The following is a 14504-nucleotide window of genomic DNA, read 5'->3' as shown; positions in this document are numbered from 1 at the left end:
GATTAGCTTTTATGCATAGATGCTTTACCAAGATCCCAAATTGGCAGAAAAATACCCAAGGCCAGGACAAGCACAAGTATGCCGAGAAATGCGATCATAATCGGTTCGATTTTGGCACCCAAGTTTTTGATTTCGTACTCAACATCGCGCTGATACATATCGGCAATTTCTTCCATCAAGTCATCTAGTGCGCCCGATTCTTCGCCAACAGCAATCATCTGTAGTACCAAAGGGTTAAAAACACCGGTATTGGTTGCTGTGCGCAGAATAGATTCGCCGCGCTCAACACCGGTGCGCATTTGTTCCACTTTTTGCGCAATAAAATCGTTATCGACGGTTTGCGCCACCAGCGTTAATGCACTCATGATCGGTACGCCGCTTTTACTGGACAGGGCAAAGCTCCTGGCAAAGCGCGCCAACGTTGCTTTATGGATAATCGGGCCGGCAAGAGGACTTTTTAATTTGAAGCTGTCCCATTGATACCTGCCTTTATCCGATACGACATATGAGCGAAACATTAATACGATCCCAGCAAAACCGGCCAGCAAATAAGGCCACGAAGTCACCATAAAATTAGAAAAACTCAATAGTATGCGCGTCATTAAGGGTAGCTCTGCCCCCAAGCCTTGAAATACTTTAGCAAATGCCGGAATAACAAATATGTTAAGAACGACAACCGCCACGGTCATTGCAATCATGACAAATGTGGGATAGCGTAAAGCCGCTTTGATCTGCTCACGCATGAATTTTTCAAATTCAAGATGTTCAAACAAACGTATAAATACTTTATCCAGCATACCGGTGGTTTCGCCGACGCGGATCATACTGACATAAAAACCGTCAAACACTTTCGGATGCAGGTTGAGCGCGGCGGATAGCTCGCGACCGCTATCAAGACTTGAGCGAATGTCGGAGATGACTTTAACCAATGCCTTGTTTTTGGTCGAGGACAGCAACCCACTCAGAGCGCCCATGATAGGAATGCCGGCTTTGAGCAGCGTGTACATCTGCCGACTGAACATCATGATATCAATCGGCTCTATACGCTCTTCAAACAGATTGATGGACAGGTTGATCTCGGCGGAGGGCGCTGAGCCGGGTAAAATTTCGACCGGCGTAATATCGATACTAAGCAGGTGTTTTGCCAGCGCGTTACGGTCAAAGCTCTCCAATACGCCTTTTACCAGCTCGCCCTTATTGTTACGGCCTTTGTATGAGAAAAATGGCATGGAAGCAGGTTAAAGGTTAAAGGTTAAAGGTTAAAGGCTAAAGGCTAAAGGCTAAAGGCTAAAGGCTAAAGGCTAAGATATTAAACCACGGCAGACACGAAAAAAGTACAGGGAAAGCAAAGGTAACTTTCGCCTTTAGCCCTTCGTCTTTCGCCTTCTTTAATCATTCTTCAAACTGATTGCTGATGCGCATGGCTTCTGCAACTGTAGTGCGTTTGGCAACAACCATTGCCACTGCACTACTGCGCAAGGTTTTTCCTGCCATCTGCTGGCGTGCGTGTTTAATAAAAATATTGGTGTCATGACTATTGGCGGCATCGGTAAGTTTGGTGTTCATTTCCAGCAACTCGTAAATACCTACCCGGCCTTGATAGCCGGTGCCATTACATTGGGTACAGCCTCTGCCCCGGACAAAGTCATGCTGATCCAAGGTATCGCCCAATTCAAGTTTGAGCCATGTTTGTTCGAAAGGTTCCGGTATGGCGGACTGAATACAGCTCGTGCAGACTACTCGCACCAGACGCTGGGCAATGACGGCCAGCAAGGACATGGCGACCATAAAGCGGGGCACCCCCATATCAATCAGGCGAATTGGGGAACTGGCAGCGTCGTTAGTATGCAGTGTTGATAACACTAAATGGCCGGTCATAGCGGCTCGCAAGCCAATCTGGGCGGTTTCATGGTCACGCATCTCGCCCACCAGGATGATATCAGGATCCTGACGCAGGGCGGAGCGCAATACTCTTGCAAAATCGAGATCGATCTTTTCGTTGATCTGCACCTGGTTAATACCAGGCAAACGGTATTCAACCGGATCTTCAACCGTGATGATTTTGTTAGCGGTAGAGTTGAGTTCGCTGAGGGCTGCATAAAGAGTGGTAGTTTTACCGCTACCGGTTGGCCCGGTAACCAGTATCATGCCATCCGGGCGATGCAGCAGCTTGCGAAAACGCGCCAGCATCTCGGGCGGCATGCCCAGTTTTTCCAGCGAAAACCCGTCGGCATTTTGAATCAGTAAACGCATGACCACGGATTCGCCGTAAATAGTCGGCATGGTCGATATACGCACATCTACCGCCTGTTGCTGCACTTTAATCTGAAAACGACCATCCTGTGGCAAACGTTTTTCGGAGATATCCAGGCCGGACATGAGTTTAAGCCGCAATACCAGCGCTGTGGCAATTTTTAGATCGGCTTCGGTTAGCTGATGCAGTACGCCGTCAACGCGAAACCGGATATACAGTTTATGTTCCTGCGGCTCTATATGAATGTCGGAAACCCGCACTTTTACAGCATCTTCGAATACTGATTTGAGCAGTTTTACAACGGGCGCATCGGCTGCATCGGCCGAGGTCAACAGCAAATTGAGATCGATATTGTCGTCTTCCGACATATCGCTACGCAATTGCTCGGCCAGATTATCGATTTCATCGGTGCGGCGATAGGACTGGTCTATCGCAATCAACAAATCTGATTCTCTGACAACCACAGGGCGAATGGTTTTTTTCAGAATACGCGTTAATTCATCCAGCCCCATTAAGTCGGTAGGGTCCGCCATAGCCAACAGGACATCAAATTCATTATATTCCAGCAGCAAGACACGAAAACGTCGCGCTAATGCCTCAGATAATCGTTTGATGATTTCAGGTTTACGGGGATATTGGGAAATATCCAAAAACGGAATTTTTAATTGCTGTGACAGGAAATTAAGCAGCTCTGTTTCATTAACAAAGTTTAAATTGATCAGGGTGCGACCCAGCTGTCTCCCGGTTTTCTTTTGTTCGGCCAGTGCCGATGTGAGTTGTTCCTGGGTGATAATCTGGTTTTGTACCAGCAGATCGCCGATACGAATTTTTTTGGTAATATCCATGAGATAGTTGGTCAGTTGTAGTCGGCTATAAATTTTTTCGGCGTCTAATGAGCTGCAACTCGGCACTGCTGCAATATCCGCATTGCCTACACGGATGTAGGTAAGGAGCGGAAGCTTCGCCTAAAGCGCCTACTTTTGGCGATTGCCTGTTTACTCTAAAAACCATTCATCCGGTATCATTGCACAGAGTTTACCGCTCGCTTTACGGTATTAGCCGTTTAAATTTAGCACAGCCCAAAATAAATACCGATAACTTTCAGATCGGAACGCGAAAGACCAGTGCCGCAGGGTGAGCTAAACACCAACAGTAGGCGCTTTAGGCGACGTGCACCCCCCAATCGCAAAGGATGCGTTTCACTGCGTTTAACACATCCTGCAATAAAAAAAGCCCCGGCTGTTTCAAAAACAACCGGGGCTTTTATTTCACTTAAAGCGACGAGGCTTTAAGACAGCAAAATTACATCATGCCGCCCATGCCACCCATACCGCCCATGCCGCCCATATCATGACCGCCATGACCGCCCTTATCTTCGCTAGGCGCATCGGCAATCATCACTTCGGTAGTCAGCATCAAGCCGGCAACAGAAGCTGCGTTTTGCAGTGCAGTACGGGTTACTTTCGCAGGGTCTAAAATACCCATTTCGATCATGTCGCCGTATTGACCGGTTGCCGCATTGTAACCGAAGTTACCTGTGCCTTTTTGCACTTCGTTGAAAACAACTGAAGGCTCATCACCGGCATTAGAAACAATTTGACGTAAAGGCTCTTCCATTGCGCGACGCAGAATGTTGATACCGACTGTTTGATCGTGGTTAATGCCTTCCAAGTTATCAAGAGCGGAAATAGCGCGAACCAAAGCTGAACCGCCACCGGCAACAACGCCTTCTTCAACCGCTGCACGTGTTGAATGCAATGCATCTTCAACGCGGGCTTTCTTTTCTTTCATTTCGATTTCAGTTGCCGCACCGACTTTAATAACCGCAACGCCGCCCGCTAATTTAGCCAGACGCTCTTGCAGCTTTTCTTTGTCATAGTCGGAAGTTGCATCGTCGGCTTGTGCGCGAATTTGTGCAACACGCGCTTTGATTTGTTCTTCAGAACCCGCACCATCAATAATAGTGGTGTTTTCTTTAGTGATTTGTACTTTTTTGGCTGTACCCAGTTGCGATAATTCAGCTTTTTCCAGGCTCAAACCAACTTCTTCGGAAATAACCACGCCGCCAGTTAATACAGCGATGTCTTCCAACATGGCTTTACGACGATCGCCGAAACCAGGCGCTTTAACAGCTGCAACTTTAACGATGCCGCGAATGGTGTTAACAACCAGAGTTGCCAACGCTTCGCCTTCTACATCTTCTGCAACGATCAATAAAGGACGACCGGCTTTAGCAACACCTTCCAATGTTGGCAGCATATCGCGGATATTGGAGATTTTTTTGTCGTAAATCAGAATCAATGGATCGTCTAATTCGACGCTCATGTTTTCTTGTTTATTGATGAAGTAAGGTGACAAGTAGCCGCGGTCAAACTGCATACCTTCAACGACATCCAGTGAGTTGTCTAAGCCTGTGCCTTCTTCAACAGTGATAACGCCTTCTTTACCGACTTTTTCCATCGCTTCTGCAATGATTTTGCCGACAGACTCATCAGAGTTTGCAGAGATGGTGCCTACTTGAGCAATCGCTTTATTATCGGTGCAAGGGGTTGCGGAGGCAACGATGGCTTCAACGGCTTTAATGACGGCTAAGTCAATACCGCGTTTTAAATCCATAGGATTCATGCCCGCTGCAACGGCTTTTAAGCCTTCGTTAACAATGGATTGCGCCAACACAGTTGCAGTAGTGGTACCGTCACCGGCTACATCGGAAGTGTGTGAAGCCACTTCTTTAACCATCTGTGCGCCCATATTTTCGAATTTGTCTTTTAATTCGATTTCTTTAGCAACCGATACACCGTCTTTAGTGATGGTTGGAGCGCCGAAGCTTTTGTCCAAAATCGCGTTACGGCCTTTAGGACCCAAAGTCACTTTCACTGCGTTTGCTAAAATATTTACGCCGCGCGCCATACGAATACGAGCATCATCACCGAATAATACGTCTTTTGCTGCCATTTTTATTCCTTTCTATTTTGATATGAATATGATTAATGTGTTCAGGTTTAACCTAAAACGCCCATGATGTCTTCTTCACGCATAACGATGAGGTCGTCGCCGTCAACTTTAACTTCGTTGCCGGAGTATTTGCCAAACAATACTTTATCGCCGACTTTAACTTCCAGAGCGCGTACTGTGCCATTGTCCAGTTGTTTGCCGGTACCTACTGCCAAAATCACGCCTTGGCTTGGTTTTTCGGCTGCTGAACCTGGCAGTAAAATACCGCCGGCAGTTGTAGTTTCTTCTTCCACACGTTTGACTATCACTCTGTCGTGTAACGGACGTATTTTCATCAATATCTCCTAACATTAAAATTAAAGGGTAAACTTTGTTATTAGCACTCGCTAGTAATGAGTGCTAATGATAATGAGCTTTTGCAGTGTGTCAAGTTCTTTGGCATTATCTTGCGTCACAATACAGCAACAACATGACTTATGAATGACAACCAACTATTACGCTATAGTCGCCAAATCATGCTTCCCCAGATTGATATTGAGGGACAACAAAAACTTCTCGCTGCCAGCGTACTGATTGTCGGCGCAGGAGGGCTCGGTTCCCCCGCTGCTATGTATCTTGCGGCGGCTGGTGTCGGCAATATCGTTATTTATGATAATGACGTTGTAGACTTATCCAATTTGCAAAGGCAGATTACTCATCACACGCCTGATATTGGGACTGATAAAGTAATTTCAACCCGCCAAACGCTTAATCAACTAAATCCCGATGTCAAGATCAGGGCTGTCAAACAACGGCTGGAGGGTGAACAACTTGAATTAGAGGTGACAAGAGCGGACGTGGTTTTGGACTGTAGTGATAATTTCTCAACGCGTTTTGCGATCAATAAGGCCTGCGTCAAACAGCAAACGCCCCTGGTTTCCGGTGCGGCGATTCGCTTTGAAGGCCAAGTGACCGTTTTTACGCCCGGCAAAAATCACAGCCCGTGCTACAACTGCCTGTATAACAGCGACGGCGAAGAATTACAAAATTGCGCTACAAACGGGGTCATAGCACCTATTACCGGCGTAGTCGGCAGTATTCAGGCACTGGAAGCAATGAAACTACTAATGAATATCGGAGAAACTTTAACCGGTCGGTTATTGCTGCTGGATGGCTTAACGATGGAATGGAATACGATGAAGCTGCGAAAAAACCTTAACTGCCCGACCTGCGGCAATTTATAGACTTGCTGGTATGAGAAATTTCCAGGCGAATAAAATCACCTGGAAAGCTCATTAATAAACATATTATTATTTTTTGGCAAACAATCCTTGGACATATTTAATTGCTTTTTCTGCAAAATCGTTCACCGCAGACGGACTATCACCATGCGGCTCAATTTCACCGAAAGGTTTGCCACTTTCTTTCGTAAATCTATAAATAAAATATCCTAATGGTGCGAACGCAAACGCAGCAATAAGTATCATAATAAAAAATAACTCAGTAACTCCACCCATGACCCCTCCTCATATTTTCATATGTGTATTATTATTTTTAAGGTGAAATAAGATAATACTCTCTTCCTGGCAAAAAAACATCTTTCACAACCTATCTAAACATCTTGTAATTTAACCGGTTATCACCGATTTTCCTGTTTCAGCCTTGCCGCTAAACAGCGCAAGAACCGTATAAAAAACAAAGATTGTCGGTTTCGGCAATGTCAAAAGTTGCGTAAAAAAATAGTTCATCGTATACTTCAATTCAGCTTACTTGATCAAGCTAGCATAATAATTTAAACACTTCTGGAGGTTCACAATGAAATGGGAAACACCAAGCTACACAGACCTGCGTTTCGGTTTTGAAGTAACAATGTACATCTACAATCGTTAATTCGATTTGGATCAAAAAGGGGCTCTTGATGAGCCCCTTTTTTTTGCCTGATATTCTTTATTCCCGTATCATTTAATATTCATTCTTTATTTAAGCTACCTTTCAAACTATGAAGATCAGAGTTCTCGGTTCAGGTGCAGGCGGCGGTTTTCCTCAATGGAACTGCAACTGCCATAATTGTCACCGCTTGCGGCACAAGGAAATGAACGGCAAAGCCCGTACCCAGTCATCCATTGCGGTAAGTACCGACAACCTTAACTGGCTGCTGTTTAATACCTCTCCTGACATTCGTGCGCAACTGGAAGCTTTTCCCGCTATCCAACCTAAAGAAGGCGTTCGTGACACCGGCATTAAAGCCATCATGCTGATCGACAGCCAGATTGACCATACCACCGGACTGCTGATGCTCAGGGAAGGCAAACCGCTGGACGTTTACTGCACGGAAATGGTCAAGCAAGACCTGACCACAGGCTTTCCCTTATTTAACATGCTGGAAGATTACTGTACCGTTAATCATCACCCGATTCCTTTCGACGGCAGCAGTTTTACCATTCCCGGCATAGATGACTTGCGCTTTTATACCCAAGCTTTAAAAAGCAAGGCGCCGCCCTATTCTCCGCACCGACATGATCCGCATGACGGCGACAATATCGGCGTCATCATCGAACAAATTTCTACCGGCAAAAAGGTGTTTTATTCCCCCGGTCTGGGTGAAATAGAACCGCATGTCATGGCGGCCATGCAAGCCGTTGACTGCTTATTGGTAGACGGCACTTTCTGGACCGATGATGAAATGTGTACGCAGAACATCAGCCATAAAAAAGCCCGAGAAATAGGCCATTTGCCTCAATCCGGCGAAGGCGGCATGATAGAAGTCTTGAACGGGGTTGCAAAAGCCCGCAAAATATTGATCCACATCAACAACACCAACCCGATCTTAGACGACGATTCCGAACAACGTAAAATACTTAATGCCGCCTGCATTGAAGTCTCCTACGACGGTTTGGAAATCGACTTATAAAGGATGCAACATGAGCAGCGATAATAAAGCCTGGACCAAAGAACAATTTGAAGCCGAACTACGCGGCATGGAAAGCCATTACCATATTCATCATCCTTACCATACTCTGATGAACGAAGGTAAACTCACCAAAGCGCAATTGCAGGGCTGGGTCGCCAACCGTTTTTATTATCAGGTCTGCATTCCGATTAAAGACGCTAATATTCTGGCCAATTGTCCGGATCGCGAAACCCGCGCAAAATGGATACAGCGTATTATGGATCATGACGGACACCCCGGCGATCCGGGCGGCATTGAGGCATGGATACAGCTAGGCATGGCCGTCGGCTTGACGCGCGAAGACATTACCTCGTTAAAATATGTTCTGCCGGGCGTGCGTTTTTCTGTCGATGCTTATGTTAATTTTGCCCGCCGGGCGGAATGGCACGAAGCGGCAAGCTCTTCGTTAACCGAACTGTTTGCTCCTAAAATTCATCAGCAACGTCTGGATAACTGGCCCGAACATTACCCTTGGGTAGAACAGGAAGGTTATATCTATTTCCGGAAACGTCTGACTGAAGCACGACGCGATGTCGAGCACGGCTTGGCGATCACGCTGGATTGGTATAAAACCCGCGAACAGCAAGAGCGCATGATTCAAATCCTGCAATTTAAACTGGACGTGTTATGGACAATGGCGGATGCGATGTATATGGCTTATGTTCACGAAATGCCGCCTTATTTTAATATTAAAAAATGAGCATTAATCCAAAGCAAACCATCAAATTTTCCTCCATGCACCGTTTGCAGTGGGAAGAAGTACAACAGAAAGATGTTATTCTCTATCCTGAAGGCATGGTAGAACTTAACCAAAGCTCTGCGGAAATTCTGAAGATGTGTGACGGCACGCGCAACCTTGCCCAAATCGTCACTGACCTGGAACAAAAATTTGCAACGACAGGTCTCGCAAATGACATTACCGCTTTCTTAGAGGTCGCTTTAAAAAATGGCTGGATCCAACAAAACTAATATGACTCCTCCTCGCTGGTTACTGGCAGAACTTACCTATTCCTGCCCGTTACAATGCCCTTATTGTTCTAACCCGATTGATTATGCGAAATATCAATCCGAACTGGACACCGAAGACTGGAAGCGCGTACTCACCCAAGCCCGCAAAATGGGCGCCGTGCAACTGGGCTTTTCCGGCGGGGAACCGTTAACCCGCAAGGATCTGCCTGAACTGGTTAAACATGCCAGAGATCTAGGTTACTACTCCAACCTGATCACCTCTGGGTATGGACTGACTGAAGAAAAAATCATTCAACTCAAGGAAGCGGGACTGGATCATATTCAGGTCAGTATTCAAGCCAGCAGTCAGGAACTGAACGACCATATCGCCGGCACTGCATCATTCCAGCACAAAAAAGAAGTCGCGCATCTGGTCAAAAAACACGGCTACCCGATGGTGCTGTGCGTGGTCATACATCGAGAAAACATTCACCAGATGCCGCAAATCCTGGAAATGGCGGAGGAACTAGGTGCTGATTATCTGGAACTGGCAAATACCCAATATTACGGCTGGGCACATGCCAACCGCGATTTATTGCTACCGACTAAGGAACAGTTTGAACAGGCAGAACAAATCGCGCAGGCTTTTAAAGAAAAAGTCGCCGGTAAAATGAAGATCTATTATGTGGTGCCGGATTTTTATGAAGATCGGCCCAAAGCCTGCATGAACGGCTGGGGTACAACATTCTTGACCATCGCACCGGACGGCGTAGCCCTGCCGTGCCATTCCGCCCGCGAATTGCCGGGACTGGATTGCCCCAATGTGAAAGAATACAGCGTCGAACAAATCTGGAACGAATCGAAAGCCTTCAATTTTTTCCGTGGTTTTGAATGGATGAAAGAACCGTGCAGCAGCTGCGATGAAAAAGAAAAAGATTTCGGCGGCTGCCGTTGCCAAGCTTATTTATTAAGCGGCGACATGTATGCTGCCGACCCGGTGTGCAGCAAATCACCTAATCATCATGTTATTCAGGAAGCGATAGACTCAGCAAAGGCGAGCGCCCTAGCTGACAATGAAAAACCGCTCATTTTCCGTAACAGCAAAAATTCGCGACTGTTGTCATAAGTCGCTGCCCGGTAAAAAATAACATCTTGCATATTCGGATTTTCATCACGAGGACACGAAATTTATGTTTTTTCTTCGCGTCTTTGTGGTGGAAAAATTTATCCTTTTAAGCGTCTAACCCTTCCCAAGGCGTGTACAAGCCGTCGACATTAACCCCGAACATATCCAAAACCCGGCCAACGGTTTCATCGACCATTGCCGCCAGCGAATCCGACTTGCTGTAAAAAGCGGGCATCGGCGGAAACATAATGCCGCCCATTTCCGTCACGCTCGCCATATTCCGAATATGTACCAGGTTCAACGGCGTTTCGCGGGGCATAACCACCAAGCGCCGACGCTCTTTTAACACCACGTCAGCCGACCGTGAAATCAGGTTATCGCCAAAACCATGCGCAACCGCCGCCAAAGTTTTCATTGAACACGGGGCGATAATCATTCCTTCCGTTTTAAACCCACCACTGGAAATACTGGCGGCAATATCATTGATGCCATGAGTGACATCGGCCAACTCGATCAGCTCGCCCCGCTTCATATCCATTTCATGCTTTAAATTCACCACACCGGCCGAAGAAATAACTAAATGCGTTTCCCATTGTTCCTGCGCCTGTAAAATTTGCAGCATCCTTACTCCATAAACCGCACCGGTTGCACCGGTCATGGCTATGATTAATCGTTTTTTTTGATTCATTTTTTATATGACTCAGTTAGAGGATCACCCTTTGTGGACATTGTTGCTTTACCCACTTATCGGCAGGTCACTACTGTTCAGTAGACTGGCTCTCAAAGAGCGATCAACCCGTTAGCTCTACTCATCACTTCCTCTGACATCAAATTCAATCTTCCATCGACCACTATCTTTTTGGGAAACCGCTTGCAGTTCCAGCGTGCCTACTTCGGTTACGGCCGCGCATAAATGCACAGGTATGACTTCGCCCGGTTTGCGACCTTCTTCCGACAAGGTAATCTCAATCTCATCCAATTCGTCGAGCTCTTCGTTAGTCCAATAATCCAGACGAGTTCCGACTTTATCCTCACGCCGGGTATTGGAGGCGAAAAAGCGAAACCGTACCGGCTCCCCGATCACCAAACCGAACTCATCATCCGGCAATTCCTGTTGGGTACCTTCTTCCATACCGAACGGGGCAATGCACAAGGCCTGAATTTCCGGCGTCATACCAGGTACTGCGGGCATAGCACTTTCTATGCCGACATAATAAGAGGCTGCCGTGCCGCCTTTAATGCGCACACCCTTGCCTTTGCGAACATAGCCATAGTAAGCAGCGCCACGGGCGACCGCCAGGTCAAGATCCGCACCGGCCAATAATCTGGCTTCGGGGGCCTGCTCTGCACTTAACCATGAATTTAATACATCCATTAAACGCTCAGCCAAGGCTCCTGCTTTTAACACGCCGCCGTTAAACAACACAGCAGTGGGATGCAAGAAACTCGCATGTTCCGGTAGATTGATGTCTTTAAGCTCGTCCGTAGCACCTTGTTGTTTGCCCAGGAACGCCGCCAGATGACGAGTAATGGCGGCATCCTGGGCATAAGGCAAACCGGCTGTTCTTAAACCGGTACGGAGACGACTTACCGGTCTTTCACTGACTGCCACTTGAGGCAGGAAGCCTTCGACCAATACCCGATTGACTTCTTCACGGGTTAATTCGGTGCGTAATGTCCCGCCGATTAAAGAAGAACCGCGGCTTGCAACCACCAGCGGGACATTGTCAACTTCGAGGTTATTGAAGATTTTCTCCTTGGCATCGCGGCAACTATGAGTCAAGGCCTGGATCTGCCAAGGCTCCAAGCGTTTTCCGTCTTTCTCAAGCTTTGCTTTAACGGTATAAGCCAAGGCCAAATCCATATTGTCGCCGCCCAGCAGGATATGGTCGCCAACCGCTACTCGGGTAAGTTCCAGATTACCGTTTTGTTCAGTGACTGCTATCAATGATAAGTCGGTGGTTCCACCGCCGATGTCTATCACCAGAATAATGTCGCCCACCTCTGCATGTTTGCGCCAGTCTCCGTGGCTTTTCTCTATCCAACTGTATAACGCGGCTTGCGGTTCTTCCAGAAGAATTGCCTGACCGAGGCCCACGGCGCGCGCCGCTTCAACCGTCAACTCTCGTGCAGCAGGATCGAATGAGGCCGGCACGGTAATAACCACATCTTGCTGATCCAGCGGCGCATTTGGATGCAGGCTCTGCCAGGCATCACGCAGATGTTGCAGATAAGCAGTAGTTGCTTGGAATGGCGAGATGCGTTTAACTTCATCAGGAGCTTCGGCAGGCAAAATAGGCGCTTTGCAATCCACCCCTGCATGACATAACCAACTTTTAGCGCTGGACACCAAACGTATCGGAGTCTTGCTGCCCAGATTACGGGCGATTTCGCCGACCAGATAATCCGGTTTTGCAACCCAAGGTAACGAGATCGAGTCTTCTGCAAGTTCTGCTTCGTGAGCCAAATATAAAAATGACGGCAACTGATACTTTTCCTCAACTGAACCGGGAGATGTCAGTTGCGGTACAGCCATAACTTGAGGTGAGAACTCTTCATCATCGATATTCTCAAGATCAGCATAAGACAAAACGCAATGCGTCGTCCCCAAATCAATACCGACAGCAAACCGTATTCCGTTTTGCGGATATTCAGCTGTCATTAGTTGGTCCGGGGAGCTTTCTGTGTCTGTCACAGCTGTTCCCTCTGCAACATTTTCCGGTTGTATCTGATCGGACAAATCACTCATAGCTCAACCTCTGCCGGCGCAACAATAGCGGCGTTATGCCCTAAGGTCAATTTAGGCAGCTTGATACCGGTAACTTGCCAGCCCTTATGAACCAGTGTGCCGGTAAAAGGAGCAGCACCAACGATATTGCCGGTTAAGCGTATAGTAGCGGCGTCAAAACCTTCCGGCAGAGTGACTTTACTGCCTTCCTGCTCGTTGCGGACGACGGCTAAAGTAAAGTGCTCATTAATTGCCTTATTACATCCTTCATGGACGACGCGGGCAGCAACACCAATATCGGCATCGCTGAAAGCTGCAATATCTTCTTTGATAAAATCGATAAAGCGCGCTTCTGCTTGCAGCAAACCCAGTAATTGCAAAGCAGAATCCGGGGTTGCCTCCTTTAATACAACAGGTTCCGGTGCGGGTGCATGAACAAGCTTTTCAACTTCGACGATTTTCTCGACAATTTTTACTATCGGTTCAGGCGCTGGTGCAGTTTGCTGAACAGCCGATCTTTTTTTGCAACGAAGTTGACTGATCAACATCGACAGCAATAATACGATTAAAATCAGCGATAGCAAGGCGACAGTGCCTGTCAAATAAACATGCCATAAATCGAATGTAGTAGGTTTCAAGGATAAATCGATTGCATAAGTATTCATTACATAAGGCTCTTTTAGTTGTTATTGTTGACCTGATTTGCGGGCCGCTTCACCAAACATCATACCTTGCAGAACGTTACGGGTAGTTTGCATGCGCATTTGTTTCAAATGACGATCAGCAATGGTACCCGGCACTTTTTCAGCCAGATAAACTTCGCGCATTTCGGATAAAACCGATTCACATTGTTTCATAATCGCATCAGTTGCCCGACGACTTTCCTGCTCCTGATAAGCGGGTTTTTGCATTTCATCCGAAACACACTTTTTATATTGATATTTAGCATCCTGAATTTTCTTAATTGTGGCATCAGACAGAGTAGTGTTATGCCATTCATTTTTAGCATCATCAGCAAAAGCTGTTGCTGCCGACAATAAAACAGTTAAGAAAAGAATTTTTTTCATGATGTTTCCCGGAAGTGTTAATGGATTTTTATCACTTGATTTTACGCGAACTGGTTAAAAATAAATAACATTTGTCAAAAGCATAAAAAATACATGACATTCAGACTCTATAGTTAGAGAAATTAATAATGCGCCCAATTTTTTAACTTTCAAGGGTATGAATATTTATAACATGGATTTTACGCACCTTGCACCTCAACAACTTGATAGCTCAGCATGTTATATTCGGCAACATGCTTCAGAATGAAATTTAGCATTATTAATACTGGTCTTTTCTGATAAAACGAAAAAGCTAAAACAAAACACCTTATTGAGCCACTCTTTAATTATTTGATGCTGTTTAATACATCTAAAAACGATGAGCCCCGTGCGTCTGCGCGTGATTTTCCCCAAATTGCGGTCAAAAAAAAACCCAAGCGTTTGGGCTTGGGTTTTTAATTTAAGCGCTTGGCAATTCCCTACTTTCGCATGGCAAACTGCCACACTATCATCGGCGC

General features: G+C 46.5%; 16 protein-coding genes. 6 read left to right on the top strand and 10 right to left on the bottom strand.

Annotated features, from left to right (window positions below):
- Window positions 1-2: 2 nt before the first annotated feature.
- The 4 genes from Q8L79_RS09245 to Q8L79_RS09230 all read right to left on the bottom strand — a co-directional run bounded on the left by Q8L79_RS09245 (window position 3) and on the right by Q8L79_RS09230 (window position 5544).
- Window positions 3-1229 carry a type II secretion system F family protein gene (locus tag Q8L79_RS09245; RefSeq protein ID WP_305270297.1) on the bottom strand — a complete coding sequence of 409 codons (1227 nt, stop codon included), beginning with the start codon at window positions 1227-1229 and terminating at the stop codon, window positions 3-5.
- 163 nt (window positions 1230-1392) lie between these two features.
- The gene (locus Q8L79_RS09240) at window positions 1393-3099 is read right to left on the bottom strand and encodes a GspE/PulE family protein (RefSeq protein ID WP_305270295.1); all 1707 of its coding nucleotides are present in this window, start codon (window positions 3097-3099) and stop codon (window positions 1393-1395) included.
- A gap of 457 nt (window positions 3100-3556) precedes the next feature.
- On the bottom strand, window positions 3557-5209 hold the full coding sequence (gene groL, locus Q8L79_RS09235) for a chaperonin GroEL (RefSeq protein ID WP_305270293.1): 1653 nt from the start codon (window positions 5207-5209) through the stop codon (window positions 3557-3559).
- Between the two features lie 47 nt (window positions 5210-5256).
- A complete protein-coding gene (locus tag Q8L79_RS09230) occupies window positions 5257-5544 on the bottom strand; it encodes a co-chaperone GroES (RefSeq protein WP_300484561.1) in 288 nt (95 codons plus the stop codon).
- A gap of 141 nt (window positions 5545-5685) precedes the next feature.
- Here Q8L79_RS09230 and Q8L79_RS09225 point away from each other — a divergent pair, with 141 nt between their 5' ends.
- Entirely contained in the window at window positions 5686-6432 is a 747-nt protein-coding gene (locus Q8L79_RS09225; RefSeq protein ID WP_305270289.1) for a molybdopterin-synthase adenylyltransferase MoeB, read from the top strand.
- A 66-nt stretch (window positions 6433-6498) separates the two neighbouring features.
- On the opposite strand, the gene Q8L79_RS09220 is transcribed toward Q8L79_RS09225, so the two are convergent.
- Window positions 6499-6705 (bottom strand): hypothetical protein, encoded by a 207-nt coding sequence (locus Q8L79_RS09220; RefSeq protein ID WP_305270288.1) that lies wholly within the window; start codon window positions 6703-6705, stop codon window positions 6499-6501.
- A gap of 298 nt (window positions 6706-7003) precedes the next feature.
- On the opposite strand from Q8L79_RS09220, the gene pqqA reads away from it, so the two are divergent.
- The 5 genes from pqqA (at window position 7004) to pqqE (ending at window position 10212) form a co-directional block, all read left to right on the top strand.
- Entirely contained in the window at window positions 7004-7078 is a 75-nt protein-coding gene (gene pqqA / locus Q8L79_RS09215) for a pyrroloquinoline quinone precursor peptide PqqA (RefSeq protein ID WP_006892363.1), read from the top strand.
- 109 nt (window positions 7079-7187) lie between these two features.
- The gene (gene pqqB, locus Q8L79_RS09210) at window positions 7188-8099 is read left to right on the top strand and encodes a pyrroloquinoline quinone biosynthesis protein PqqB (RefSeq protein WP_305270286.1); all 912 of its coding nucleotides are present in this window, start codon (window positions 7188-7190) and stop codon (window positions 8097-8099) included.
- Window positions 8100-8109: 10 nt separating this feature from the next.
- A complete protein-coding gene (gene pqqC, locus Q8L79_RS09205; protein WP_305270284.1) occupies window positions 8110-8838 on the top strand; it encodes a pyrroloquinoline-quinone synthase PqqC in 729 nt (242 codons plus the stop codon).
- Window positions 8835-9107: a pyrroloquinoline quinone biosynthesis peptide chaperone PqqD gene (gene pqqD, locus Q8L79_RS09200; protein WP_305270282.1), complete on the top strand. Its 273-nt coding sequence runs from the start codon at window positions 8835-8837 to the stop codon at window positions 9105-9107. The genes pqqC and pqqD overlap by 4 nt, the downstream gene beginning before the upstream one ends.
- Window positions 9085-10212 (top strand): pyrroloquinoline quinone biosynthesis protein PqqE, encoded by a 1128-nt coding sequence (pqqE, locus tag Q8L79_RS09195; protein ID WP_305270280.1) that lies wholly within the window; start codon window positions 9085-9087, stop codon window positions 10210-10212. Before pqqD ends, pqqE begins: the two co-directional genes overlap by 23 nt.
- 106 nt (window positions 10213-10318) lie before the next feature.
- Here pqqE and Q8L79_RS09190 read toward each other — a convergent pair whose 3' ends face one another.
- The 5 genes from Q8L79_RS09190 to Q8L79_RS09170 all read right to left on the bottom strand — a co-directional run.
- Window positions 10319-10900: a UbiX family flavin prenyltransferase gene (locus Q8L79_RS09190; RefSeq protein ID WP_305270277.1), complete on the bottom strand. Its 582-nt coding sequence runs from the start codon at window positions 10898-10900 to the stop codon at window positions 10319-10321.
- Between the two features lie 117 nt (window positions 10901-11017).
- A complete protein-coding gene (locus Q8L79_RS09185) occupies window positions 11018-12874 on the bottom strand; it encodes an Hsp70 family protein (protein ID WP_305270276.1) in 1857 nt (618 codons plus the stop codon).
- Window positions 12875-12957: 83 nt separating this feature from the next.
- Complete coding sequence (locus Q8L79_RS09180; RefSeq protein ID WP_305270275.1) at window positions 12958-13605, bottom strand: DUF2760 domain-containing protein; 648 nt, start codon at window positions 13603-13605, stop codon at window positions 12958-12960.
- Between the two features lie 21 nt (window positions 13606-13626).
- The gene (locus tag Q8L79_RS09175; protein ID WP_305270274.1) at window positions 13627-14007 is read right to left on the bottom strand and encodes a hypothetical protein; all 381 of its coding nucleotides are present in this window, start codon (window positions 14005-14007) and stop codon (window positions 13627-13629) included.
- Window positions 14008-14226: 219 nt separating this feature from the next.
- Window positions 14227-14504 (bottom strand): hypothetical protein (locus Q8L79_RS09170; RefSeq protein WP_305270272.1); only part of this gene is annotated, 278 nt, incomplete at its 5' end.

Origin of the sequence: Methylobacter sp. (assembly GCF_030680395.1) — a bacterium.
Taxonomy (GTDB): Bacteria; Pseudomonadota; Gammaproteobacteria; order Methylococcales; family Methylomonadaceae; genus Methylobacter_A.
The sequence above is the reverse complement of the archived record's forward strand: the minus strand, read 5'-3'. Positions and strand labels throughout refer to the sequence as shown.